21 protein-coding genes and 1 riboswitch are annotated in these 25498 nt (G+C 72.4%); of the genes, 4 read left to right on the top strand and 17 right to left on the bottom strand.

All coding sequences use genetic code 11. The features are described from left to right. Positions 1-15 precede the first annotated feature (15 nt). The 10 genes from def to ASG91_RS15600 all read right to left on the bottom strand — a co-directional run bounded on the left by def (position 16) and on the right by ASG91_RS15600 (position 8519). A complete protein-coding gene (def, locus tag ASG91_RS15555) occupies positions 16-615 on the bottom strand; it encodes a peptide deformylase (RefSeq protein ID WP_056923543.1) in 600 nt (199 codons plus the stop codon). A 34-nt stretch (positions 616-649) separates the two neighbouring features. Beyond that, entirely contained in the window at positions 650-2182 is a 1533-nt protein-coding gene (miaB, locus tag ASG91_RS15560; RefSeq protein WP_056923544.1) for a tRNA (N6-isopentenyl adenosine(37)-C2)-methylthiotransferase MiaB, read from the bottom strand. 34 nt (positions 2183-2216) lie between these two features. Then, the gene (locus ASG91_RS15565; RefSeq protein WP_235545686.1) at positions 2217-2852 is read right to left on the bottom strand and encodes a regulatory protein RecX; all 636 of its coding nucleotides are present in this window, start codon (positions 2850-2852) and stop codon (positions 2217-2219) included. Between the two features lie 27 nt (positions 2853-2879). Beyond that, entirely contained in the window at positions 2880-3944 is a 1065-nt protein-coding gene (recA, locus tag ASG91_RS15570; protein WP_056923798.1) for a recombinase RecA, read from the bottom strand. A 221-nt stretch (positions 3945-4165) separates the two neighbouring features. Next, complete coding sequence (locus tag ASG91_RS15575) at positions 4166-4633, bottom strand: GNAT family N-acetyltransferase (protein WP_056923546.1); 468 nt, start codon at positions 4631-4633, stop codon at positions 4166-4168. Beyond that, positions 4630-5445 carry an ABC transporter permease gene (locus ASG91_RS15580; RefSeq protein ID WP_235545688.1) on the bottom strand — a complete coding sequence of 272 codons (816 nt, stop codon included), beginning with the start codon at positions 5443-5445 and terminating at the stop codon, positions 4630-4632. Before ASG91_RS15580 ends, ASG91_RS15575 begins: the two co-directional genes overlap by 4 nt. Beyond that, the gene (locus tag ASG91_RS15585; protein WP_162257547.1) at positions 5442-6296 is read right to left on the bottom strand and encodes an ABC transporter permease; all 855 of its coding nucleotides are present in this window, start codon (positions 6294-6296) and stop codon (positions 5442-5444) included. The genes ASG91_RS15580 and ASG91_RS15585 overlap by 4 nt, the downstream gene beginning before the upstream one ends. A gap of 5 nt (positions 6297-6301) precedes the next feature. After that, the gene (locus tag ASG91_RS15590) at positions 6302-7243 is read right to left on the bottom strand and encodes an ABC transporter ATP-binding protein (protein ID WP_200961333.1); all 942 of its coding nucleotides are present in this window, start codon (positions 7241-7243) and stop codon (positions 6302-6304) included. Between the two features lie 35 nt (positions 7244-7278). Then, complete coding sequence (locus ASG91_RS15595) at positions 7279-8301, bottom strand: nitronate monooxygenase family protein (RefSeq protein ID WP_082594223.1); 1023 nt, start codon at positions 8299-8301, stop codon at positions 7279-7281. Continuing rightward, positions 8298-8519 carry a DUF3046 domain-containing protein gene (locus ASG91_RS15600; RefSeq protein ID WP_056923549.1) on the bottom strand — a complete coding sequence of 74 codons (222 nt, stop codon included), beginning with the start codon at positions 8517-8519 and terminating at the stop codon, positions 8298-8300. The genes ASG91_RS15595 and ASG91_RS15600 overlap by 4 nt, the downstream gene beginning before the upstream one ends. Before the next feature lie 71 nt (positions 8520-8590). Between ASG91_RS15600 and ASG91_RS15605 the strand changes: the two genes are divergently transcribed. Then, on the top strand, positions 8591-13345 hold the full coding sequence (locus tag ASG91_RS15605) for an ATP-dependent helicase (RefSeq protein ID WP_056923550.1): 4755 nt from the start codon (positions 8591-8593) through the stop codon (positions 13343-13345). Positions 13346-13375: 30 nt separating this feature from the next. Beyond that, the gene (locus ASG91_RS15610; RefSeq protein WP_056923551.1) at positions 13376-14242 is read left to right on the top strand and encodes an Fpg/Nei family DNA glycosylase; all 867 of its coding nucleotides are present in this window, start codon (positions 13376-13378) and stop codon (positions 14240-14242) included. Between the two features lie 16 nt (positions 14243-14258). Here ASG91_RS15610 and ASG91_RS15615 read toward each other — a convergent pair whose 3' ends face one another. The 4 genes from ASG91_RS15615 to rimO form a co-directional block, all read right to left on the bottom strand. Continuing rightward, the gene (locus ASG91_RS15615; RefSeq protein WP_056923552.1) at positions 14259-14558 is read right to left on the bottom strand and encodes a helix-turn-helix domain-containing protein; all 300 of its coding nucleotides are present in this window, start codon (positions 14556-14558) and stop codon (positions 14259-14261) included. Between the two features lie 136 nt (positions 14559-14694). Continuing rightward, positions 14695-15204, bottom strand: a complete 510-nt coding sequence (locus ASG91_RS15620) for a CinA family protein (protein ID WP_056923553.1) — start codon at positions 15202-15204, stop codon at positions 14695-14697. Then, on the bottom strand, positions 15201-15866 hold the full coding sequence (locus tag ASG91_RS15625; protein WP_056923554.1) for a CDP-alcohol phosphatidyltransferase family protein: 666 nt from the start codon (positions 15864-15866) through the stop codon (positions 15201-15203). Before ASG91_RS15625 ends, ASG91_RS15620 begins: the two co-directional genes overlap by 4 nt. Then, positions 15860-17386: a 30S ribosomal protein S12 methylthiotransferase RimO gene (gene rimO, locus ASG91_RS15630; RefSeq protein ID WP_056923555.1), complete on the bottom strand. Its 1527-nt coding sequence runs from the start codon at positions 17384-17386 to the stop codon at positions 15860-15862. Before rimO ends, ASG91_RS15625 begins: the two co-directional genes overlap by 7 nt. Before the next feature lie 32 nt (positions 17387-17418). Here rimO and ASG91_RS15635 point away from each other — a divergent pair, with 32 nt between their 5' ends. Then, a complete protein-coding gene (locus tag ASG91_RS15635) occupies positions 17419-18618 on the top strand; it encodes a dipeptidase (RefSeq protein ID WP_056923556.1) in 1200 nt (399 codons plus the stop codon). A 6-nt stretch (positions 18619-18624) separates the two neighbouring features. Here the strand turns inward: ASG91_RS15635 and ASG91_RS15640 are convergent, their stop codons facing one another. From ASG91_RS15640 to ASG91_RS15650, 3 genes are all read right to left on the bottom strand, one after another. After that, entirely contained in the window at positions 18625-19287 is a 663-nt protein-coding gene (locus ASG91_RS15640; RefSeq protein WP_056923557.1) for an ion channel, read from the bottom strand. A 47-nt stretch (positions 19288-19334) separates the two neighbouring features. Next, positions 19335-20534, bottom strand: coding sequence for a multidrug effflux MFS transporter (locus tag ASG91_RS15645; protein WP_056923558.1), 1200 nt, complete (start codon positions 20532-20534; stop codon positions 19335-19337). A 182-nt stretch (positions 20535-20716) separates the two neighbouring features. Continuing rightward, positions 20717-23437: a DNA translocase FtsK gene (locus ASG91_RS15650; RefSeq protein ID WP_082594225.1), complete on the bottom strand. Its 2721-nt coding sequence runs from the start codon at positions 23435-23437 to the stop codon at positions 20717-20719. Positions 23438-23818: 381 nt separating this feature from the next. Further along, a riboswitch (SAM riboswitch) is annotated at positions 23819-23931 on the top strand. Between the two features lie 42 nt (positions 23932-23973). On the opposite strand from ASG91_RS15650, the gene ASG91_RS15655 reads away from it, so the two are divergent. Beyond that, the gene (locus ASG91_RS15655; RefSeq protein WP_082594226.1) at positions 23974-25377 is read left to right on the top strand and encodes an aminotransferase class V-fold PLP-dependent enzyme; all 1404 of its coding nucleotides are present in this window, start codon (positions 23974-23976) and stop codon (positions 25375-25377) included. Positions 25378-25498 lie beyond the last annotated feature (121 nt).

Below are 25498 nucleotides of genomic sequence, written 5' to 3' on the forward strand. Positions count from 1 at the left end.
TGGGAGGTCACCGGCTCAGAGGTCGTGCTCGTGGTCGTGGTCGTCGTGGCCGAACGGGTCGGGGTCCACACCCGGGAGCCACGAGAAGCCGGGCTTGCCCCAGCCCTGGTTCTTGACCGCCTTGCGGGCCTTCTTGCCCCACCGGTCGTTGAGCCGGTCGATGTAGAGGAAGCCGTTGAGGTGGTCGTACTCGTGCTGCATGCACCGGGCGAACCAGCCGCTCGCCTCGAACGACAGCTCGCCGCCGTCGACGTCGAACCCCGTGACGGTGGCCCGGTCACCACGCTTGAGCGGGAAGCTCTCGCCCGGCACCGACAGGCAGCCCTCGGCCTCGTCGTGCGGGTCGGGCTCGTCGACCGACGGCTTCGTCGCGGTGACGTAGGGGTTGACGATGACTCCGCGCGCGGGCACCCCGTCGTCGTTGTCCATCTGCCAGGTGAAGACCCGCAGCCCGACGCCGATCTGGGGCGCGGCCAGGCCCACACCGTGGGCAGCGTCCATGGTCTCGAACATGTCCGTGACCAGGCCGCGCAGGTCGTCGTCGAACTTCTCCACCGGTTCGGCGCGACGGTGGAGCACGGGCTCCCCGGTGATGACGATGGGGCGAACTGTCATGCGCCGGAGTCTTTCAGATCACCCGCAGCCTGGTTCACCCGCACGACGTGGCTGGCGGTGCCACCGGTCGCCCCACCCCCGGCATGCCCAGCGCCACCGCCGGCTTGCCGGGGACCGGTGCATCCTGCAGCGCCGCCCACGCGTCGCCGCCCGGGGTGCGACGCACCGCGTAGGTGCCTCCACCGAGCGCCGCGTCGGCCACCAGGTGATGTGGGGCGCCGTAGGTGACCCCGACCGTCACCAGGTCACCCGGTCGCGGGCGCTCGGCCCCGTCGGGCACCGCGAAGTGGACCAGCCGGTTGTCCCGCGCCCGTCCCGACAGGCGGTGGGTCTCGGTGTCCTTGCGGCCCTCGCCGGTGGCCACCAGCACCTCGACGTCACGACCCTCGACGGTGCGGTTCTCGGCCCAGGAGATCTCCTCCTGGGCAGCGAGCAGTCGTTCGTACCGCTCCTGCACGACGGCCTTCGGCAGCTGGTCGGGCATCGTCGCGGCGGGCGTGCCCGCGCGGATGGAGTACTGGAAGGTGAAGGCGCTCGCGAAGCGCGACGCGCGGACCACCCGCAGGGTCTCCGCGAAGTCGGCCTCGGTCTCGCCCGGGAACCCGACGATGATGTCGGTGGTGATCGCGGCGTCCGGGATCTGCTCGCGGACGCGGTCGATGATCCCGAGGAACTTGTCACTGCGGTAGGACCGCCGCATCGCCTTGAGCACCCGGTCGGAGCCCGACTGCAGCGGCATGTGCAGGCTCGGCATGACGTTGGGCGTCTCGGCCATGGCGGCGATGACGTCGTCGGTGAAGGCGGCCGGGTGCGGGCTGGTGAAGCGCACCCGCTCCAGCCCGTCGATGTCGCCACAGGCCCGCAGCAGCTTGCCGAACGCCAGGCGGTCGCCGAACTCGACGCCGTAGGTGTTGACGTTCTGGCCGAGCAGGGTCACCTCGACGACTCCCTGCTGCACGAGCGCCTCGACCTCGGCCAGCACGTCGCCGGGGCGTCGGTCGGCCTCCTTGCCGCGCAGGCTCGGCACGATGCAGAACGTGCAGGTGTTGTTGCAGCCCACCGAGATCGACACCCAGCCGGCGTAGGCCGAGTCACGTCGGGTCGGCAGCGTGCTCGGGAAGACCTCGAGGCTCTCCAGGATCTCGACCTCGGCGCGCCGGTTGTGGCGGGCTCGGTCGAGCAGGGCCGGCAGGCTGCCGATGTTGTTGGTGCCGAAGACGACGTCCACCCAGGGTGCCCGCTGCACGATCGTCGCGCGGTCCTTCTGGGCCATGCAGCCGCCCACGGCGATCTGCATGTCGGGGTTCCGCGTCTTGGCCGGCCGCAGCTGGCCGAGGTTGCCGTAGAGCTTGTTGTCGGCGTTCTCCCGCACCGCGCAGGTGTTGAAGACCACCACATCGGCCGCCTCCGGCCGCGCGCCCGCGGGCAGGCTGTTGACGTCGACGTACCCGGCCGTCTCGAGCAGCCCGGCGAGGCGCTCGGAGTCGTGCACGTTCATCTGGCACCCGTGGGTGCGGACGTCGTAGGTCTTGGCAGCGCTCTGGGGCGCGGTGGCGTGCGTCGTCATGGCATCGCCAAGGGTACGTGGTGCGGGCACCGGCTCAGTCGCGCTGGTGCTCGGGGGCGGCGTGGATGGCCTCTCGGATCACGGCCATCGACAGCTCGGGCGGGTAACCCTTGCGCGCCAGCATGCCGGCCAGCCGCCGCTTCTGCACCAGCGGCTCCAGCCCGTGCATGGACCGGAGCTTCTTGGCGACGAGCTGGGCGGCTCGGTCGCGCTCGGCCTCGGGGTCGATCTGGTCGAGGGTCGCCTTGGCCGTCTCGTCGTCCACGCCCTTGGTGCGCAGCTCGCGCGCCAGCGCCCGCTTGGCCAGCCCCCGACCGGCCTGCTGGGAGCGCACCAGCATCCCCGCGTAGGCCTCGTCGTCGACCAGCCCCACGTCGGTCATCCGGTCGAGCACCGCCTCGGCGACGTCGTCGGAGCAGTTGCGGGTGCGCAGCTTGTCGCGCAGCTGCTGGCGGCTCTTGGGTGACAGGGCCAGCTGGCGCAGCACGATCTGGCGCGCCACGTCGTAGGCGTCCGGCTCACCGTCGCGGGTCTGCAGGTCGGCCTCGGGGTCGCCGGGGATCGGCTGCCACGCCTCGGGTCGCGACCTCGCCGGCGCGGCCGAGGACCCACCCGTCGCGGCCAGGGCAGCCTCCATGGCTGCCCTGGCCGCGTCGTGTCGATCAGTCATGTCAGTCGGTCAATCGGTGGGTACGACTCAGAACTCGACCGGGACCTCGGGCACCGCTGCCTCCGCCGGCTTGTCGACCTGCGGCCCGATGCCGAGCTTCTCCTTGATCTTCTTCTCGATCTCGTTGCCGAGGTCGGGGTTGTCCTTGAGGAACTGCCGGGCGTTCTCCTTGCCCTGCCCGAGCTGGTCGCCCTCGTAGGTGTACCAAGCGCCGGCCTTGCGGACGAAGCCCTGCTCGACCCCCATGTCGATCAGGCCACCCTCACGGGAGATGCCCTGCCCGTAGAGGATGTCGAACTCGGCCTGCTTGAACGGCGGGGCCACCTTGTTCTTGACGACCTTGACCCTGGTGCGGTTGCCGACCGGGTCGCTGCCGTCCTTGAGGGTCTCGATGCGACGCACGTCCAGGCGCACCGAGGCGTAGAACTTCAGCGCCTTGCCACCCGTGGTGGTCTCCGGCGAGCCGAACATGACGCCGATCTTCTCGCGGAGCTGGTTGATGAAGATCGCCGTGGTGCCGGTGGTGTTGAGCGCACCGGTGAGCTTGCGCAGCGCCTGCGACATCAGCCGCGCCTGCAGACCCACGTGGCTGTCACCCATCTCGCCCTCGATCTCGGCGCGCGGCACGAGCGCGGCCACCGAGTCGATGACGATGATGTCGATGGCGCCGGACCGGATCAGCATGTCGGCGATCTCGAGCGCCTGCTCACCGGTGTCGGGCTGGCTGACCAGCAGGGCGTCGGTGTCGACGCCCAGCTTCTTGGCGTAGTCGGGGTCGAGGGCGTGCTCCGCGTCGATGAACGCCGCGATGCCACCGGCGCGCTGGGCGCTGGCCACGGCGTGGAGTGCCACGGTCGTCTTGCCCGAGGACTCCGGGCCGTAGATCTCGACGACCCGGCCCCGCGGGAGGCCGCCGATGCCGAGCGCCACGTCGAGGGCGATCGAGCCGGTCGGGATCACGTCGATCGGGGGTCGGACGTCGTCGCCGAGCCGCATGACCGCGCCCTTGCCGAACGACTTCTCGATCTGCCCCATCACGCTGTCGAGGGACTTTGCCTTCTGGTCCACCGTTGCGGAGTTCGCTCCAGACATCTTGGCCACCATTCCTTCTTTCTTTCGAGTCGGGCGCGCCTGCCTTCGACCCTCGGGCAGCTGCTCTGCTTAGGGTCAGACGCTAGGTGTCGGCACCGACAGCCGTCCGGGTCGCTCGCACGACCTGTGGACGGTGGCTCTGTGGCAGTTCCACCTGGGGATGAACCTACCGAACACCTGTTCGAAATCCGGCATCCGACACGCGACACGCCGCGACCGAGCTAGCCCCGGCCCGACCGGCGCATCGGCGTGTGCGGGATGCCGTCGTCGAGGAAGCCACGGCCGCTGGGAGCGAAGCCGAACGCGGCATACCAGTCCACGAGGTGCGACTGCGCGTCGAGCACCACGGTCCGGTCCCCGGCCAGGTCCAGGGCGGCCCGCACGAGGCGCGCGGCGAGCCCCTGGCCGCGCGCCGACAGCACCGTGGCGACCCGGCCGATGCGCAGCGCGTCGCCGTCGTCGAGCAGCCGCAGTGTCGCCACCGGCACACCGTCCTGCTCGACCCACAGGTGTCGGGTCAGCGGTTCGAGGTCACGGCCGTCGAGGTCGAGGTAGGGACAGTCCTGCTCCACCACGAAGACCTCCGACCGCAGCGCCCAGAGCCGGTAGGCGGTCAGCGGGTCGAGGTCGGCGAACCCGGCCGTCCGGACGTCAGGGTCCGAGCCCCGGTCCCCGGTCGACGACGTCATGAGAGCAGCAGCTTCTCGAGCCGGCGGGCCGTGCCCACCACCCCGATGGCGCCGAGCACGACGAGGTAGCCGACGTGGGCCAGCACGCCCCAGCCGACCTCCCCGAGCATGAGCGCCCGCTCGAGCGCCACCCCGTGGTAGAGCGGCGTGACCCGCACCACCCACTGCAGCGCCTCGGGGTAGGTGGAGAGCGGGAAGAACGTCGCGGAGAACAGGAACATCGGCTGGATCGCGAGGGTGATGTAGTCGAAGTGCACCCACGACTTCATGAACGTGGTGGCGAACATGCCGAGCGCGGCGAACGCGAAACCGATGAACACCGCGGCCGGCAGGGCCAGGACCGCCCACCAGGAGCCCACGGCCCCCGCCAGCAGGGCGACGACGAGGAACGCCGCGGAGTAGAGACCGCCCCGGATCAGCGACCAGGCGATCTCACCGACGGCGATGTCGCGCGGACCCATGGGCGTGGCCAGCACCGCGTCGTAGAGCTTGGCGTAGCGCAGCTTGAAGAACACGTTGAAGGTCGAGTCGAAGACGGCGCCGTTCATGGCGGAGGCTGCCAGCAGGGCCGGGGCGACGAACTGGGGGTAGGACACCTCGGCGCCCGAGTCGGTCGTGACGGTCTGCACGAGCGCCCCGATCCCGATGCCGAGGGAGAACAGGTAGAACACCGGCTCGGCGAACCCGGTGACCAGGGCGACCCACCCGTGCCGGAACGACGTGATGTTGCGCTCGACGAGCATCCGCGCGAGACCGGCCCCGGCCGGCATGGGCACGAGGCTGGTGAGCCGGGTCGTGGTCGGGGCGCTCACGGGACCAGCCTCGCGGCGAAGGAGCGCTCGGCGAGCCACCAGCCGACGGCGACGTAGACCGCGAGGACCGCCACGTGACCGACGAACGGTCCCAGGGCCACCGCGCCCGTCGCCACGTCGCGGCAGGCCTCGACCCCGTGCCACAGCGGGGTCACCCAGGCGATCGGCTGCATCCAGCCGGGGAACTGCTCGACCGGGAAGAAGGTGCCGGAGAAGAGCATCAACGGCGTGACCACCCAGCGGAACAGGATGTTGAAGCCGTCGTCACCCTCCTGCCGCGCGGTGAACGCGAAGATGGGGGTGGTGAAGGCCAGGCCGGTGAGGATCGCGATCGGCAGGCAGAAGACCGCCGCGACCGACCGGAACCCACCGAACAGGGCGGCCACGCCCATGAAGATCGTCGTGGCGGTGGTCAGGTGGGCCGCCACCGCGAGGAAGTGGCCGCGCAGCACGTCGCGCACCGACATCGGTGACGCGAGCATGGCGTGGTAGCCCATGTTCCACTTGATGTAGCCGAGCACCTGGTAGGTCGACTCCCCCATCGCCACCCACATGGTCTGGGTCGCGACGATCGCCGGCACGACGAACTGCAGGTAGGGCAGCCCGTCGACGCCACCCACCCGGTCGTTGACCAGCGACCCCAGCCCGACGCCCATCGCCAGCAGGAAGAACAACGGCGACAGGAACCGGCCGATGATGCTGCCCCGCCAGGTGCGCCGGTAGACGGTCAGGAAGTAGGAGAAGACGGCGAGCATCCGCTCGGCGGTCGACAGGGGCTGCCGGGGTCCCGGCCGGGCCCGGCTCCGCACGCCTGCGTCGGTGCCCGCGTCGGAGGGCAGGGGCGTGGCCATGGCCATCAGTCGACCAGCGTCCGGCCGGTCAGGTGCAGGAACACGTCCTCGAGGGTGGCCCGGCGCACCAGTGCCGACAGGGGCTCGATGCCCCGCGAGTGCACCACCGCGGCGGCCTGGTCGCCGTCGTCGGCGTAGACGAGCAGCCGGTCGGGCAGCACCTCGACCCGCTCGCCGATCCCGGTGACCTGCTCCGCGACGTCCTGGTGGTCTTCGGCGTCGAAGCGCAGCTCGAGCACCTCTCGCGTGGAGTACTCGTCGATCAGCGACCTGGGCGACCCCTCGGCGACGATCCGCCCGTGGTCCATCACGACGAGCCGGTCGCACAGCTGCTCGGCCTCGTCCATGTAGTGGGTGGTCAGGACGAGCGTCACCCCCGACCGCTTGAGCCGGAAGAGCCTGTCCCACAACACATGTCGGGCCTGCGGGTCGAGCCCGGTGGTGGGCTCGTCGAGCAGCAGGATCTCGGGAGAGTTGATCAGCGACCGGGCGATGGTGAGGCGTCGCTTCATGCCCCCGGAGAGCGGCTCGACCTTGTCGCCGGCGCGGTCGGTCAGCTGGGCGAAGTCGAGCAGCTCGGCGGCTCGGGTGCGGACCTCCTTGCGGGACAGGCCGAAGTAGCGGCCGTAGACCCAGAGGTTCTCCTCGACGGTGAGCTCCTCGTCGAGGGTGTCGCGCTGGGGGCAGCTGCCGAGCCGGGCGCGGATGGCGGGGCCGTGACGGGCCGGGTCGAGCCCGAACAACCTCAGCTCGCCACTGGTCACCGGTGAGACGCAGCCGACCATCCTCATCGTGGACGACTTGCCCGCCCCGTTGGGGCCGAGGAACCCGAAGCACTCCCCCTTGCGCACCGCGAAGTCGATGCCGTCGACCGCGGTGAAGTCCCCGAACGTCTTGGTCAGCCCGGTGGCGCTCAGCAGGGTTTCGTCCTCGGTCACTGTCGCCACGCTACCGAGGACCACTGACGGCGCTCATCCCGTTTTCAGGCGTGGGCGAGCTCGTCGACCAGCAGGCGAGCCAGCTCAGCCGCAGGCCGGGTGCGCAGTCGCGCGTGGCCGGTGCCCGCCCAGAGGTTGACCAGCTCGGCCTCACCGGTCGCCCTGCCGTGCGCCCGCAACGGGGCGGTGAGGTGGTGGACGTGCGGGTATGCCGCGGGGGCGGCCTCCGTGAACAGCTCGGTCCACGTCGTGGTGAGGGCGCGGGCACTGCGACCGGTGAACGCGCGGGTCACCGTGGTGCCGCTGCGGTGGGTGAGCTCGTGCCGGTGCACCGGCGCCGTGCCCGCTTCCGGGCAGCCCAGGAACGCGGTGCCGAGGGCGACCGCGGTGGCCCCGGCCCGCAGCACGTCGGCCGCCTCGGCCCCGGTCATCACCCCGCCGGCTCCCATGATCGGCAGGTCGGTGCGCCGGGCCACCTCCGTGACGAGGGGCAGCAGCTCGAGCTGGGTGTCGCCGGTGTCCACCGGGCCGCCCCGGTGACCGCCGGCCTCCCACCCCTGGACCACGAGCCCGTCGACCCCGAGCGCCTCGGCCCACTCGACCTCGGACGGCTCGTTGACCGTGACCCAGACCTCGGTGCCCGCCTCCTGCAGCCGGCCCACGACGTCCGCCGGGGGCCACCCGAACGCGAAGCTCACCAGGGCTGGCGCGGCCTCGACCAGCAGGTCGACCTTGGCGGCGAAGGAGTCGTCGTCGTAGCGGGGCGTGCCCAGCTCGACGCCTGCCGCGGCGGCCCACGGAGCCAGCGACGCGGCATACACCAGGGCCTCCTGCTGCATCGACGGCAGGTCAGGGGACGGCGCGAACACGTTGACGCCGAAGGCGGTCGGCGTGCCGGCGCGCAGCTCGGCGAGGTCGGCGCGCAGCCGCTCCGGGGTGAGGTAGGCGCCGGCCAGGAACGGGAACACCCCGCCCTCCGCGGCGGCCGCGGCGAGCGCGACGGTCGCCGGGCCGCCGGCCATCGGGGCGAGGACCAGGGGGTGAGCGGACCAGTCGACCGAGCTCACCGCGCGGGCCGTCGCTCGATCCCCAGCCGGCGCGACTCGGGGACGTCCATGGCGTCACACAGGGCCAGCCAGACCCGGCGCGGGCTCTCCCCCGCGTCGAGGGCCTGCGCCACCGTGCGGTCACCGAGGACGCCCAGCACGTGGTGCTGGGCGAGCGAGCTGGCGTAGGTCTCGCCGAACTCGTCGTTCATCAGGTTCCAGAAGTGGCTCAGCCGCACGGCAGGAGTCTAGGCCGGGGCCGAGGTCGGGACGCACGGGTGTCGGCGCCGGGTGAGAGGCTGTCACCCTCATGGCAGCAGACGTGCTCGACAGGTTCTCCCCCGCCACCGCAGAGTGGTTCAGGAGCTCCTTCACCGCGCCCACCGCCGCGCAGGCGGGCGCCTGGGAAGCCATCTCCTCCGGACAGCACGCCCTGGTCGTCGCCCCCACCGGTTCGGGCAAGACGTTGTCGGCGTTCCTCTGGGCGCTCGACCGGCTGGCGGCCGAGCCGCCCCCGGCCGAGAAGCTCAAGCGCTGTCGCGTCCTCTACGTCTCCCCCATGAAGGCGCTGGCCGTCGACGTCGAGCGGAACCTGCGCTCACCCCTGGTCGGCATCGGTCACGCGGCCACCCGGCTGGGCGTGCCGCCACCCGACATCACCGTCTCGGTGCGGTCCGGGGACACCCCGGCGGGTGAGCGGCGAGCCTTCGCCCGCACCCCCACCGATGTGCTGATCACGACGCCGGAGTCGCTCTTCCTCATCCTCACCTCGCAGGCCCGCGAGGCCCTCGCCGGGGTGGAGACCGTCATCCTCGACGAGGTGCACGCCGTCGCCGGCACCAAGCGCGGCGCCCACCTCGCGCTCACCCTCGAGCGGCTCGACGCCCTGCTCGACGAGCCCGCGCAGCGGATCGGGCTCTCCGCCACCGTCGAGCCGGTGTCCGAGGTCGCCCGCTACCTCGCCGGTGGGCGCCCCGTCGAGATCGTCCGACCACCGTCGACCAAGGAGTGGGACCTCGAGGTCGTGGTCCCCATCGCCGACATGTCCGCGCTCGGTGAGGTCATCGAGGGCGACCTGTCCGGGCCTGCGTCCGGGGCCGAGCGCCGCGCCTCCATCTGGCCCCACGTCGAGGAGCGGATCGTCGACCTCGTGTCGTCGCACCGCTCGACGCTCGTCTTCGCCAACTCGCGCCGCCTCGCCGAGCGCCTCACCGCCCGGCTCAACGAGATCTGGGACGAGCGGCTCGAGACCCTCCGCGAGGCGCAGGGCGACGAGCCGCCCGCGCCGCCCGCCGCCCCGCGGCCCGCCGGCCAGCGCACCCCGGCCCAGCTGATGGCCCAGTCCGGCGCGTCATCCGGCGCCCCCGCCGTGCTGGCCCGCGCGCACCACGGCTCGGTCAGCAAGGAGCACCGCCAGCTCATCGAGGAAGACCTCAAGGCCGGCCGGCTGCCCGCGGTGGTGGCGACCAGCTCGCTGGAGCTGGGCATCGACATGGGCGCCGTCGACCTCGTCATCCAGGTCGAGTCCCCACCCTCCGTCGCGTCGGGTCTGCAACGCGTCGGCCGGGCCGGCCACCAGGTCGGGGCGGTGTCCCGGGGCGTGTTGTTCCCGAAGTTCCGCGGCGACCTGGTGCAGACCGCCGTCGTCGTCGAGCGGATGCGGGCCGGCGCCATCGAGTCGCTGCGGGTGCCGGCCAACCCCGTCGACGTCCTCGCCCAGCAGATCGTGGCGATGTGCGCCCTCGACGAGTGGACCGTCGACGACCTCGAGTCCGTGGTCCGCAAGGCGACACCGTTCGCCGCCCTGCCGCGCTCGATCCTCGAGTCGGTGCTCGACATGCTGTCGGGGCGCTACCCGAGCGACGAGTTCGCCGAGCTGCGCCCGCGGATCGTCTGGGACCGCGTCACCGGGGTCCTCACCGGCCGGCCCGGCGCCCAGCGCCTCGCGGTCACCTCCGGTGGCACCATCCCCGACCGCGGTCTGTATGCCGTGTTCCTCGCCTCCAGCGAGGGCGCCGGCCGGCGCGTGGGCGAGCTCGACGAGGAGATGGTCTACGAGTCGCGGGTCGGCGACGTCTTCACCCTCGGGACCTCGACCTGGCGGATCGAGGACATCACCCACGACCGCGTCCTGGTGACGCCGGCGCCGGGGCTGCCCGGGCGGTTGCCGTTCTGGAAGGGCGACCAGCAGGGCCGTCCGGCCGAGCTGGGCCGGGCCGTGGGGGCGTTCGTCCGTGAGGTCGTGGGGCTGTCGCCCGACCGGGCCCGGGCCCGGGTCGAGGCCGCCGGGCTCGACGAGTGGGCCGCCGACAACCTGCTCGGCTACCTCACGGAGCAGCAGGAGGCCACCCGGCACGTGCCCGACGACCGCACGATCGTCGTGGAGCGGTTCCGCGACGAGATCGGCGACTGGCGGGTGGCGGTGCACTCGCCGTTCGGTGGGCAGGTCCACGCCCCGTGGGCGCTGTGCGTCTCGGCGCGGATGCGGGAGCGCTACGGCGTCGACGTCCAGGCGATGCACGGCGACGACGGCATCGTGTTCCGGCTGCCCGACCTCGAGTTCGAGGACGACGGCGGCTCCGGTCGCGGGGTGGGCGCCGAGCTGCTCGAGCTGGTGCGGCTCGACGCCGACGACGTGCACGACCTGGTCACCTCCGAGATCGGCGGGTCTGCACTGTTCGCGGCCCGGTTCCGGGAGTGCGCGTCGCGAGCCCTGCTGCTCCCCCGCCGCCGTCCCGACCGTCGGCAACCCCTGTGGCAGCAACGCCAGCGGGCCGCCCAGCTGCTCGAGGTGGCCAGCCAGTACGCGTCGTTCCCGATCGTCCTCGAGACGGTGCGCGAGTGCGTCCAGGACGTGTTCGACGTGCCCGGTCTGACGGCGTTGATGCGCTCGATCGAGTCACGCGAGGTCACCCTCGTCGACGTCGAGTCGAGTCAACCCTCGCCGTTCGCCCGGTCGCTGATGTTCGGCTACGTGGCGCAGTTCCTCTACGAGGGCGACTCGCCGCTCGCCGAGAAGCGCGCGGCCGCACTCGCCCTCGACCCGACCCTGCTGGCCGAGCTGCTCGGCCGCGGTGAGGGGCTCTCGCTGCGTGACCTGCTCGACCCGGCCGAGGTGACCCGCACCGAGTCCGAGCTCCAGCGGCTCGTGCCCGAACGCGCCTGTCGCGATGCCGAGGACGTCGCCGACCTGCTGCGGGTGCTGGGTCCGCTGCCCCTCGACGCGATCCGGGCGCGCTCCAAGGACGACCTGACCCACCAGGAGATCGGGGGCTGGCTGGTCGAGCTCGAGGGCGCCCGCCGGGTCATCCGGGTGCGGGTCGCGGGTCAGGAGCGCTGGGCGGCGATCGAGGACGCCGGGCGGCTGCGCGACGCCCTCGGCTGCTCGCTGCCGGTCGGCATCCCGCAGACCTTCATGGAGTCGGTGCCCGACCCCCTCGGCGACCTCGTCCGTCGCTACGCCCGCACGCACGGACCCTTCCCCGCCGCGTCGGTCGCGGCGTGGTGGGGCGTGGGCCCGGCCGTGGCCCTCGACGCCCTGCGGCGGTTGGTCTCGTCCGGCCGGGTGGTGGAGGGCGAGCTGCTCCCGACCGAGAACGGCGGGGGCATCCACGGCCTCGACTACTGCGACGCCGAGGTCCTGCGGCTGTTGCGACGGCGTTCGCTGGCCGCCCTCCGGGCCGAGGTGGAGCCGGTCCCTGCCGTCGAGCTCGCGCGGTTCCTCCCCCAGTGGCAGTCCGTCGGCGGGGGGCTGCGTGGTCGCGAGGGGCTGGTGCGCGCGATCGAGCAGCTCGCTGGAGCGGTGCTGCCGGCCAGCGCGCTCGAGAGCCTCGTCCTGCCCTCTCGGGTCGTCGACTACTCCCCTGCCCTGCTCGACGACCTCACCAGCAGCGGAGAGGTGCTGTGGCGCGGCCACGGTTCACTGCCCGGCGACGACGGCTGGGTGTCACTGCACCTCGCCGACACCGCCCACCTGACGCTGGCGCCGCTGACCGACCGGGCGCCCAGCGAGACCGAGCAGGCCGTGGTCGACGCCCTGGCCGGCGGCGGCGCGTACTTCTTCCGCACCCTGGCCGACGCCGTGGGCAGCACCGACGACGAGCAGCTCCTCGCCGACCTCTGGGCGCTCACCTGGGACGGTCGGGTCAGCAACGACACCCTCACGCCGCTGCGCGCGCTCCTCTCGGGGGGCCGCACCACCCACAAGCGCGGCCGCTCGGGTCCGCGCACGACGCGGTATGCCGGTCGGCGCGGCTCGCTGGGCGCGCTGTCCGGCCAGCGCGGGCTGGGACGGCCCGCCCTGCCGACCCGGACCGGCCCGGCGGCCGGCGCCGGGCGCTGGTCGCTGCTCCCCGAGGGGGAGGCGGACGCGACCGTCCGCGCCTACGCGACGGCAGAGGTGCTGCTCGACCGCTACGGCGTGGTCACCCGTGGCTCGGTCGTGGCCGAGGAGGTGCCCGGCGGGTTCGCCGGGGTCTACCGCGTGCTGGCCGCTGCCGAGGAGTCCGGGCGGGTGCGACGCGGCTACTTCGTCGAGTCGCTCGGGGCCTCGCAGTTCTCCACCACCGGCGCCGTCGACCGGCTCAGGGCCGGTGCCCGACCGGTCGGTGACGAAGCCGACCGGAGCGTCCCCGCCATGGTCCTGGCCGCGACCGACCCGGCCAACGCCTACGGCGCCGCGCTCCCGTGGCCGGACCGCGCGATCGGGCCCGAGGGCGGGGACGACGACGCCCAGGGCACCGGCAAGGACACCGGCAAGAGCTCCGCCAAGCGTGGTCACCAGCCGGCGCGCAAGGCCGGGGCCCTCGTCGTGCTCGTCGACGGTGAGCTCGTCCTCTACGTCGAGCGCGGCGGCAAGACGCTGCTGTCCTGGACCGACGACGTCCAGTCCCTCCAGGGGGCCGCCGACGCCCTGGCCCTGGCGGTCCGCGAGGGCGCCCTCGGACGACTCACCGTGGAGAAGGCAGACGGGGGCTCGGTCCTCGGGTCAGACCACCCGCTCGCGTCGGCGCTGGCCCATGCGGGGTTCCACGCGACCCCCCGCGGGTTGCGGCTGCGGCGATGACCACGCCGACGCCCGGAGGCATGGGCTGCCGTGCCTGAGGGCGACACGGTCTGGCGCACCGCCCATCGGCTCCACCAGGCACTCGCCGGAGCCGAGGTCGTCCTCTGCGACCTGCGCTTCCCCAGCCTGGCCACGCTCGACCTGCGCGGGGCGAGCACGCTCGAGGTGGTCAGCCGCGGGAAGCACCTGCTCCACCGGTTCGACAACGGCATCACGCTGCACTCGCACCTGAAGATGGAGGGACAGTGGCGGGTCGAGGCGCCGGCCGACACGCCCCGCTGGCTGCGTCGCGACGACCTGCGCGCGGCGGTCGGCAGCACGTCGTGGAGCGCGCTCGGGCTGCGCCTCGGCCTGCTCGAGGCCGTGCCGACCAGCGCCGAAGCCACCCTCGTCGGGCACCTCGGACCCGACCTGCTCGGCCCCGACTGGGACCTGGCCGCGGCCGTGGCCAACCTGCGCGCCTCCACCGACCCGATCGGGGCGGCCCTGCTCGACCAGCGCAACCTGGCCGGGATCGGCACTCTGTGGGCCGCCGAGTCGCTCTTCCTGTCGCGCCTCGGGCCGTGGACCCCGGCCGCCGAGCTCGACCAGGCCGACCTCGAACGGCTGGTCACCCGGGTGCAGACCCTGCTCGACCAGGCCCGCCACCACGCGGTGCAGTCGAGCACCGGCAACCGCCGGAAGGGCGAGGAGAACTACGTGCACGCCCGGTCGGGTCGGCCCTGTCGGCGGTGTGGCACCACGGTCCGGGTGGCGGTGATCGGGCCGGCCGGACGGGAGCGGACGATGTTCTACTGTCCCGGGTGCCAGCACGGGCTGGGGCCCACCGACGACGGCCGGCCGCAGCGACCGCTCGGGTCGACCGCAGGACGAGCGACGCCCTACCGCCGGGCCTGACGGACCGCGGCGGAGGTCAGGCGGCGGAGGCGGAGACCATGGCCGATGCGGGCAGCGGCAGGGAGACGGGCGCAGTGAGCGCCTCGGTCTCGGCAACCCGCTCGGAGACCTGCCCGAGCACCTCGGACAACGGCAGGTGCAGCGCCCCGCAGATCGAGGCCAGCAGCTCGGAGGAGGCTTCCTTCTCGCCACGCTCGACCTCACTGAGGTAGCCGAGCGAGACGGAGGCGGCGGCGGACACCTCGCGCAGGGTGCGCCCCTGGGTCTGGCGTTGCTCACGGAGCACGTCACCAAGTTCACGACGAAGCAGAATCATGACGCCTCCTTCACTGCTCGAGCCTGGTACTTCTCTTGGCGTGGCCACGGCGATGGTGCGGACCGTGGGCACCAACGTTACCCCGAGGCCCTGACGCTTCGCGCGCAGGATTCGCAGAACACGCGGTACGAGGAGGTCAACCGTCCACGGGCCGAGAATCTTCCGTCCCATTCACCCCATCCGCCACGATCTCGGCGACCAGGTCCAGGGCGGCCTCGACGGTGCCGGCCCTGATGGTCGCGCGATCGCCGGCCAGCGCCAGCTCGCGGACCTGGACGCGACCCTCCGCAGCGACCGCGACGAACACGGTGCCCACCGGGTGGCCGTCCTGCGGATCCGGACCGGCGACACCGGTGGTGGCGACGCCGACCTCGGCGCCGAGCACGCGGCATACCCCGGTGGCCATCTGGCGCGCCACCTCGGCCTGGACCGCGCCGCCGGTGGCGAGCAGGTCGGGGTCGACCCCGAGCACCTGCGCCTTCAGCTCGGTCGCGTAGGCGACCACCGCCCCCCTGACCACCGCGGAGGCGCCGGGCACGTCGGTCAGCGCCGCGCAGACCAGGCCGCCGGTGAGGGACTCCGCGGTCGCCACGGTCCGTCCCGCCCCGACCAGTGCGGCCACCACCTGCGACGGTGTCGTCGTCATCCCTGCCGGGCCGCGCGGCGGGCTCGCTTCATCGCCGAGCGCTCGCTGGTCTGGCGCAGCCGCAGGGCCTTGACCGCGATGTCCAGTCCGGTCACGACGGTCACCGTCACCGCGAGGGCCACGATGACGTCGGCCACCGTCGTCCAGGTGTCGGCGCCCGAGAACGACGCCAGCGGCAGCGTGAAGAGCAGCAGGCCGAAGAACTGCAGGGTGGTCTTGACCTTCCCGCCACGACCGGCCGGCATCACCCCGTGCCGGATGACGAAGAACCGCAGCACCGTGACGCCCCACTCGCGCACGAGCACCAGGAGCGTGACCCACCACGGGAGCTCGCCGAGGATCGACAACCCCACGAACGCCATGCCCATCAACGTCTTGTCGGCGATGGGGTCGGCGATCTTGCCGAAGTTGGTGATCAGCCCCCGACGCCGGGCGAGGTCACCGTCGACGCGGTCGGTGAGGGTGGCCACGACGAAGACACCTGCAGCGGCCCAGCGCATGCCCGGCCGCTCTCCCCCGTCGAAGAGCAGCAGCCAGGCGTAGACCGGGACGAGCAGGATCCGGGTCACGGTGAGGGCGTTGGCGATGTTCCAGGAGCTCGGCGGCGGCACCGCCACGGGGGCGGCGGCCGGGTCCGGAGCCGGGGCGGACTCGCTCAGCATGGCGCGGCCAGCAGGTCGATCCCCTCGGTGCCGGTGACCACCGCACGCACGATGTCGCCCACGGCGACGTCGGGGAACTCGGCCGGGTCGAGCAGGGTGACCCCGTCGACGTCGGGCCCCTGGTGGGCGGCTCGGCCGACCACCGAGGTCTCGTCGTCGTCCGCCCCGTCGCTCGGCACGGACTCGACGAGCACGTCCACGTGCTCCCCGATCCGCTCCTCCGCGCGCTGGAGGTTGAGCTCCTCGATCAGGGCGGTGAAGCGCGAAACGCGTTCTGCCACCACGTCTTCGGGCAGCTTGTCGCCGTAGGACTCCGCCTCGGTGCCGTCCTCGTCGGAGTAACCGAAGACGCCCACCACGTCGAGGCGGGCCGCCACGAGGAACGCCTCGAGCTCGGCCAGGTCGGCCTCGGTCTCCCCGGGGAAGCCGACGATGACGTTGCTGCGGATACCGGCCAGCGGGACTCGGGCGCGGACCTCGTCGAGCAGCCCGAGGAAGGCCTCGCGTCCGCCGAACCTTCGCATCGAGCGCAGCAGCGGAGCCGAGGCGTGCTGGAAGGAGATGTCGAAGTAGGGGACGACACCGGGCACGGACGCCATGGCGTCCAGCAGCCCGGGGCGGATCTCGGCCGGCTGCAGGTAGCTGACGCGGACCCGCTCGATCCCGGGGACCGCGGCGAGGTCGGGCAGGATCTTCTCGAGCAACCCGAGGTCACCGAGGTCCTTGCCGTAGGACGTGGAGTTCTCGCTGACGAGGAAGAGCTCCTTGACTCCGCGCTCCCCCAGCCAGCGGGCCTCGGCGATGATGTCGTGCGGTCGCCGCGAGACGAAGGCGCCGCGGAACATCGGGATGGCGCAGAACGCGCACCTGCGGTCGCAGCCGCTGGCGATCTTCAGCGGCGCCCAGGGGCGTCCGTCGAGCCGGGCCCGGATGACGCGCGGGCCGGAGGCCGGGACCGGGCCGTCGATCGTGACGTCGACGGGCTCCGACGAGGGCTGCTCGGGCGATGTGGGGTCGGCGGTGTTGCCGTGGCCCGGGAGGGCCACCCCGGCCGAGCCGTCCTGGCGCTGCACCGGTGACAACGGGAGCAGCTGGCGACGGTCGGACGGCACGTGCGAGGCGGGGGCGTGCCCGTCGAGGATGGCCCGCAGGTGGGTGGACATGTCGACGTAGGAGTCGAAGCCCAGCACCGCGTCGGCCTCGGGGAGCTCGTCGGCGAGCTGCTGCCCGTACCGCTCGGCGAGGCACCCGACGGCCACGACCTTCTGCGTCCTGGCGTGGCCCTTGCGGGCGGAGGCCTCGAGGAGCACGTCGATCGAGTCCTTCTTCGCCTGCTCGACGAACCCGCAGGTGTTGACCACCGCGACGTCCGCGTCGTCGGCGTCGTCGACCAGGAGCCACCCCTCGGCCGCCAGCCGGCCGGCGAGCTCCTCGGAGTCGACCTCGTTGCGGGTGCATCCGAGGGTCACCAGGGCGACGCTGCGCTGCGCTGTCGGGGTGCCCTGTGCCGTCGAAACCATGGGCCCACTCTACGGGTGGGTAGCGTGGCGTCATGACCGCCACAGCCGATGCGACCAGTGCCCGGATCAGCGCCCTCCTCGCCCGTCACCCTGTGGTGGACGGCCACAACGACCTCCTGTGGGAGGCGCGCGAGAAGGTCGGGTACGACTTCGACCGGCTCGACATCGAGGCCGGCGGCACCCCGACCCACACCGATCTCCCCCGCCTGCGCGAGGGCGGGGTCGGCGGACAGTTCTGGTCCGTCTTCGTGCCGGCCTCCCTGAGCGGTGACGACGCGGTGAGCGCCACCCTGGAGCAGATCGACGCGGGCCACCAGATGGTGGCGAGGTATGCCGGTCAGCTGGCTTTCGCGCGGACCGCCGACGACATCGAGGCGGCGTGGGAGTCCGGACGGATCGCCTCACTGCTCGGCGCCGAGGGCGGCCACTCGATCAACAGCTCGCTCGCGACGCTGCGGATGCTGCACGTCCTCGGCGTGCGGTACCTGACGCTGACCCACAACAGCAACGTCGCCTGGGCCGACTCCGCCACCGACGAGCCGGTCCACGGCGGCCTGTCGGCGTTCGGCGTCGAGGTGGTGCGGGAGATGAACCGGATCGGCATGCTCGTCGACCTCAGCCACGTGTCGGCCGACACCATGCGGGATGCCCTGCGGGTCGCGGAGGTGCCGGCGATCTTCAGCCACTCCTCGGCGCGGGCGATCTGTGACAGCCCGCGCAACGCGCCCGACGACGTGCTGGAGTCGTTGCGCGACAACAACGGGGTCTGCATGGTCACGTTCGTGCCGACCTTCGTGAGCCCGCAGGCCGCCGCGTGGCGGCAGGAGCTGAACGACCACGCGGCCGGGGAGGGCATCACGCCGGCGGACGCGGCCTACACCGCGTTCTACGACGACTACGCGGCCGCGCACCCGACGCCGACGGCCACGCTGGCCGATGTCGTCCGGCACGTCGAGCACGTCCGCGAGGTGGCCGGGGTCGACCACGTCGGGCTCGGTGGCGACTACGACGGCGTCGGCACCCTGCCCGAGGGCCTCGAGGACGTCACCGGCTACCCCCGGCTGCTCGCCGCCCTGGCCGACCGGGGCTGGTCCGACGACGACCTCGGCAAGCTCACCAGCGGCAACATCGTGCGCGTCCTGCGTGACGCCGAGGCGGGCGCCAGGGCGCTGCAGGAGCAGCGGGGCCCGAGCCTCGCCACGATCGCCGAGCTCGACGGCGCCCAGGAGTAGTGGGGCTCAGTTGCGCCAGCGGGTGATCGTCAAGCCGACCACGCGCGCGATGATCAGCGCGACGTACATGACGCCGGCCACCTGCTCGATGATGACGACCGACCGGGCCAGCGGCAGCACGGCCGTGACGTCCGACAGCCCGACGCTCGTGAGGTTGGCGAACGACAGGTAGAGCAGCTCGAGGAAGGTCCGGTGGCCCTCCCCCTGGTAGGCGGTGAACGACCCGGGGTAGACCACCTGCACGGCCATGAAGAGGTGCGCGAACATCCACGAGACCACCGTGAAGTTGGCGCCCACCGCGAAGATCTCGTCGCGGGTGACCCACGAGTCGTCGAAGAGGTAGCGGATCAGCCCGTAGCCCGTGTAGCCGTAGAACGCCGCGTGCAGCAGGGCGGACCAGAAGACGACCTGCTGGTTCGTGGGGGCGAACCCCTCGGCGATGGTGAGGGCGACGACCGGGATCCCGAGCACGACCGCCACCCAGGTCAGCGCTGGGGTGGCGCGCACGGCATACACGGCGATCGACAGCACGAGGACGCCGAACACCCCGATGAGGGTGCGCCCCAGCGGGGTGTCACCCGCGAACGGGTAGGCGAGCACCTCGAGCAGCTGGGCTGCGAGCAGCACCCCGCTCGGGTGTCCCTTGACGGCACCGAACCATTCACGCATGGCGCCCACCCTAGGGGTGGCCGCCAGCGTGACGGCTCAGTGCAGGGTCAGGCCCTGACGACCTGGACTCGCAGCGTGCGGGCCGCGACCACGGCCGCGAGGGTCGCGGTGGTCGCCATGACCAGCGCCATCGGGACGGCCGAGCCGGAGCCCATGACGCCGATCAGCGGAGCGGCGGCGCCACCGATGACGAACTGCGACGCACCGAGCAGGGCCGCCGCGGTGCCGGCCGCCTCACCGTGCCGGGTCAGGGCGAGCGCGGGGGTGTTGGGCAGGGTCAGGCCGCAGGCGAACAGCAGGAACCACAGCGGCACCAGGATCAGCGCCAGGCCACCGAAGCCGGTCGCGGCGGACGCGAGCAGGAGCAGGGCGGCGGTGGCCCCGATCGACACCCCGGCCCGGACCAGCTGGCGGGGCGCGAACTTCTTGAGCAGGAACGGGTTCAGCTGCGAGCCGGTGAGGAAGCCGAGGGAGTTGATGCCGAAGGCCAGCCCGAACTGGGCGACGCTGAGGCCGTAGATGTCCTGCAGCACGAACGACGATCCGCCGATGTAGGAGAACAGGGTCGCGAACATCAGGCCGCTGATGAGGACGAGGCCGACGAAGGTCCGGTCGCGCAACAGGCTGGCGTAGGTGGCGAGCACCGGGCGGAAGGCCAGCGGGCGACGCCGCTCGACGGGGAGGGTCTCGCGGAGCGCGAGGCTCGCGAGCGTCACCATCAGCACCCCGGCGACGGCGAGGATGACGAACACCCCGCGCCACGACGTCAGCTGGAGGATGAAACCACCGAGGGTCGGTGCGAGCACGGGCGCCAGACCCATGACGAGCATCAGGCGGGAGAGCATCGTCGCCGCGGCGGAGCCGGCGAAGAGGTCACGGACCATCGCCATCGACACCACCGCGACAGCCGCGTTGCCGAGCCCCTGGATCGCGCGGCCGGCCGTGAGCAGCTCGATGGACGGCGCGAACGCACAGAACACCGACGCCGCGATGTGCAGCGCCAGTCCGGCGATCAGCGGGCGACGGCGGCCCACCGCGTCGGCGAGCGGACCCACGAGCAGCTGGCCCAGGCCCATGCCGAGCAGGATGCCCGTGAGCGTGCCCTGGACGGCGGACTCGGAGGCCGCCAGGTCGCGGGTGATGGAGGGCAGCGCCGGCAGGTAGGTGTCGATGGTGAGCGGCCCGATGGCGATCAGGGCACCGAGGACGAGGACGAACCGCACGTAGGACCGCCCCGTCGGCGCCACGGTCGCGGCGGGCGCAGTCGGTGCGGTCGGAGCAGTGGGTGTGGGAGAAAGAGGGGCAGTGGTCGTCTCGGGGGCGGCAGTCACCCTTGCGCAACGACCTGGGGCACGGGATGCATTCCATCCCGTGCCCCAGGTCTCGCGATGTGTGCAGGGTCACCGCGAAGGCCGCAACCCCGGGCTGCTCAGTCCCGGCCGGTCAGCTCCCAGGCGTCCACGGACTCCTCGACCTCGTCGAGCCCGTCGTAGGCCCGGGCCACCGGGTCGTTCGCGTAGCGCGGGTCGGGCTCCGCGGCATACCCGGTGGGGACCTCGTCGGTGCGGTCGACGGACTCGTGGGTGGTGGACGGCGTCCCGGAGAGCGCGTCCACGTCGAACACCGGCTCGGGGTCGGCGATCTCGTCGCCGCGCATCAGCGCCAGCGTCATCGGCAGGTCGTCGAGCTTGACCAGCACGTCACGCGCCTTGGAGCCCTCGGAGGGACCCACCACGCCACGCGACTCGAGCAGGTCCATGAGCCGCCCGGCCTTCGCGAAGCCGACGCGCAGCTTGCGCTGGAGCATCGACGTCGAGCCGAACTGCGTGGTCACGACGAGCTCGGTGGCCTGCAGCAGCAGCTCGAGGTCGTCACCGATGTCGTCGTCCACCTGCTTCTTGGCGGCGACCACGGTGACGTCGTCGCGGTAGTCGGGCTTGAGCTGGCCGGTGACGTGCTTGACCACCTGCTGGATCTCGGACTCGGTGACCCAGGCGCCCTGCACGCGCATCGTCTTGGAGGCACCCATCGGCAGGAACAGCGCGTCACCCTGGCCGATCAGCTTCTCCGCCCCCGGCTGGTCGAGCACGACCCGGCTGTCGGCGAGCGAGGACGTCGCGAACGCCATCCGCGACGGCACGTTGGCCTTGATCAGGCCGGTGACGACGTCGACGGACGGGCGCTGCGTCGCGAGCACGAGGTGGATGCCGGCGGCGCGGGCGAGCTGGGTGATGCGGACGATCGACTCCTCGACGTCCCGCGGCGCGACCATCATCAGGTCGGCGAGCTCGTCGACGATGACCAGCAGGTAGGGGTACGGGTGGATCGTCCGCTCCGACCCGGGCAGCGGCTTGACCTTGCCGGCCTTGACCGCCTTGTTGAAGTCGTCGATGTGCTTGAACCCGAACTGGGCGAGGTCGTCGTACCGGGTGTCCATCTCGCGGACCACCCACGCCAGCGCCTCGGCGGCCTTCTTGGGGTTCGTGATGATCGGGGTGATGAGGTGCGGGATGCCCTCGTAGGCGGTGAGCTCCACCCGCTTGGGGTCGACCAGGACCATCCGCACCTCGTCGGGCGTCGCCCGCATGAGGATCGAGGTGATCATCGAGTTCACGAAGCTCGACTTGCCCGCGCCGGTGGCGCCCGCGACGAGCAGGTGGGGCATCTTGGCGAGGTTGGCGATGACGTAGCCGCCCTCGACGTCCTTGCCGACCCCCATGACCATCGGGTGCTCGTTGCCCCGCGCCGCCTGGCTGCGCAGGACGTCGCCGAGGCTGACCTTCTCGCGGTCGGCGTTGGGGATCTCGATGCCGATCGCCGACTTGCCGGGGATCGGGGAGAGGATGCGCACGTCCGCCGACGCGACGGCATACGCGATGTTCTTGGACAGTGCGGTGACCCGCTCCACCTTCGTGCCGCGGCCGAGCTCGACCTCGTAGCGGGTGACCGTCGGACCGCGGCTGAAGCCGGTGACCTGGGCGTCGATGTCGAACTGCTCGAGCACCTGGCTGAGCGACTCGACGACGCGGTCGTTGGCGGCGCTGCGGGTCTTGTGGGGCGAGCCGGGCTCGAGGATCGCGTTGTCGGGCAACGTGTAGGTGATGTCGCCGGCGAGCGCCAGCTGTTCCACGCGCTGCGGCAGCGGCGTCGTGGGCGGGGCCTCGAGGGCGGCCTTGACCTCGATCACGGGGCTCTTCGCCGGAGTCGACTCCGGGGCGAGGACGCCGGGACTGGTCGGACGCTTCTCGCCGGGACGGAACCGACGGCCGTCGGGGGCCACCAGGGCAGCCTGCTCGAACGCCTCGTCGCCCTCGAGCGGGCCCTCCGGGTCGATCACCCGGCGGCGACGCTTGGGCTTCTCCTCGGCGACCTCCTCGGGCGCGGAGGCTCCGTCGTCGAGGTGGCCACGGTGCAGGAGGTGGTCGCGCAGCTCGGTGAGGCGCGTCGGGATCATGTGCACCGGGGTCGCGGTCATGACCAGCAGTCCGAAGAAGCCCAGCATCAGCAGGATCGGCACGGTGCCGTAGACCGACACCGCCGCCTCCAGCGGGCTGGAGGCCAGGAAGCCGATGATGCCGCCACCGTCACGCATGCCGTCGGCGCCCTGGGGCGGGGTCGGGATGTCCGCGGCGACGTGGGCCAGGCCGGCGGCCGCGAACGCGAGCGCACCCAGGCCCACCCCGATGCGGGAGTTGGCCGAGTCCTCCTGCGGCGCGCGCAGGAAGCGGATGCCCAGGAAGAGCAGGGCGAGCGGCACGGCATACGCGACGCGCCCGAAGGTGCCCGCGACGACGGCGTGCACGATGTCACCGAGCGCGCCCTCGAAGGCCCACCACTCACGGGCGGCCACGAGGATCGACAGCCCGATGAGGAAGAACCCGAGCCCGTCACGGCGGTGCTCGGGCTCGAGCTCACGGGCGCTGGTGCCGACCCGGCGCACGGCGCCACCGGCCACGTGCGCCATACCCATCCAGGTGCCCCGGACGGCGCGCAGGGGCAGCGGCAGCCCGCCCCCCTTGGTCTTGCCACGGGCGGAGGTCTTGCGGGGTGCACTGGTCTTGCGGTTGGCGGGGCGGGTTGCGCTGCCCCGGCTCCCGGTCGAGCGCGACCCTGCTGCTGATCGTGCGGAGGTGGACGGACGTGTCGCCATGCTCCGCAGGCTACGCGAAGGTCACACCGGAAACACGCGTCACACGCGTATCACGGCGGGGCAATCTGCCCCGGCCGCCCCTCATCCGAACGGTCGACATCTGGTCGCGATTGGGTCGCACGGGCCGGTTTCCCCTTACCAAGAGGCGACCGCAGGTGACACGCTCAGCAGTGCGTCTGGCGGGGCCTGCGCCGACGACCAGCAATGGTCGTCGGCGCAGGCGCGCATCGAGGGGGAACCGGTCGCGGGGACCGGCCAGGCCGACCCCCCGCCAGGCCACGGCGCCGACCGCTCGAGTCCGCGCGGTCCATGTCTCAGATGACGGGAACCTGCGCCCACAGGGTGGCTCGACCCCGTGTCGACGCCCTACCCTCGACACCAGGTCATGAGTGTCAGCGCGAAGCCCCGGCTTGCTGACCAGCAACCCTCCTCCGCGGTGGGGTGCTCCGGGTGACGACCGGGCCGTCTGCACCCGCAGCCGGCAAGCGCGGACCCGTGAGCACTCTCGGGTCCCACCCGGACCAGGAGCACCCCTCATGTCGATCGCGAGCACCCCGCCCCCCGCCTTCCGCCGGAGCGCGCCCCTCGCCCACGCCCGCACGCACCTGCGCCCCGTGCCGGACGCGCGCACGTGGGGCGAGGTCGGGCCGCTGCCCGCCGTCGTCTCCGAGGCGCTGCCGGTGCCGACCCTCGACGGCACGGTCGACTACGCCAACTTCGACCACGCCGCCTCGACCCCGGCCCTGGTCAGCGTCAAGGCAGCCGTCGACAGCGCGCTGCGCACCTACTCCTCGGTGCACCGCGGCAACGGCTGGGCCTCCCGCGTGACCTCCTCCTGGTACGAGCAGGCCCGCGCCGAGGTGCGCGCCTTCGTCGGGGCGCGCGAGGGCGACGAGGTCGTCTTCACCCGCAACAGCACCGACTCGTTCAACCTGCTGGCCCGCTGCCTGCCCCGCGACACCCACGTCTTCGTCTTCGAGACCGAGCACCACGCGGCCCTCCTGCCGTGGGCGCCCAAGCGGACCCACCGCCTCCCGGTGCCCGGCAGCGTCGGCGACGCCGCCGTCCTGCTGCGGACCGCACTGCGTGAGCACCCCGGCCGGCACAAGCTGGTCGTCCTCGCCGGTGCCTCCAACGTCACCGGCGAGATCTGGCCGATCCGCGAGCTCGCGGCGATCGCGCGCCGCGGTGGTGCCCGGGTCGTCCTCGACGCGGCGCAGTACGCCCCGCACCGCCCGGTCGACCTCGACGACCTCGGCGTGGACTACCTGGTGCTGTCGGGGCACAAGCTCTACGCGCCCTTCGGCGCCGGGGTGCTGGCCGGCCGGGCCGACTGGCTCGACGCGGCCGCCCCCTACCTGGCCGGCGGTGGGGCCACCAAGGCGGTGACCACCCGTGGGGTCGTGTGGCAGGACGGTGCGGCCCGCCACGAGGCCGGCAGCCCCAATGTCATCGGCGCGGTCGCCCTCGCCGCGGCTTGTCACAGCCTGCGGTCGCACGCCGAGGCGATCGAGGCCCACGAGGCCGCCCTCGGGAAGCGACTGCTCGACGGCCTGGCCGCCATCGACGGCGTCGAGACCTACTCGCTGTTCGCCGCCGACCACGAGCGGGTGGCCGTCGCGACCTTCACCGTCGACGGCGTCGAGTCGTCGCTGGTCTCCGCCGCCCTGTCCGCCGAGCACGGGATCGGCGTCCGGGACGGCAAGTTCTGCGCGCACCTGTGCGTCGACGCCCTGCTCGACGACCCGTATGCCGCGGCGTCCACGACCGCCGTCCGCGCCAGTGTCGGCCTGGCCACCACGGCCGAGCACGTCGACCGGCTGCTCGCCGCCGTGGCCGAGCTCGCCGAGCACGGCCCGCGGGCCGAGTACGTCGAGGGACCGCAGGGCTGGGCGCCGGTCAACGACCCGCGCGCCCTGGACGTCGCCCGCCCCTGGTAGCCGCCCCCGCGGCATACCGAACCTCATCTTTATCGGGTGACCCGATAAACGTCGGCTTCACCCCGGAACCGTTCCGGGGTGAAGCCGGCGTTTGTCCCTAGACCCGATAAAGGTGATTCCA

Source organism: Phycicoccus sp. Soil802, from assembly GCF_001429605.1.
Lineage (GTDB): Bacteria > Actinomycetota > Actinomycetes > Actinomycetales > Dermatophilaceae > Pedococcus.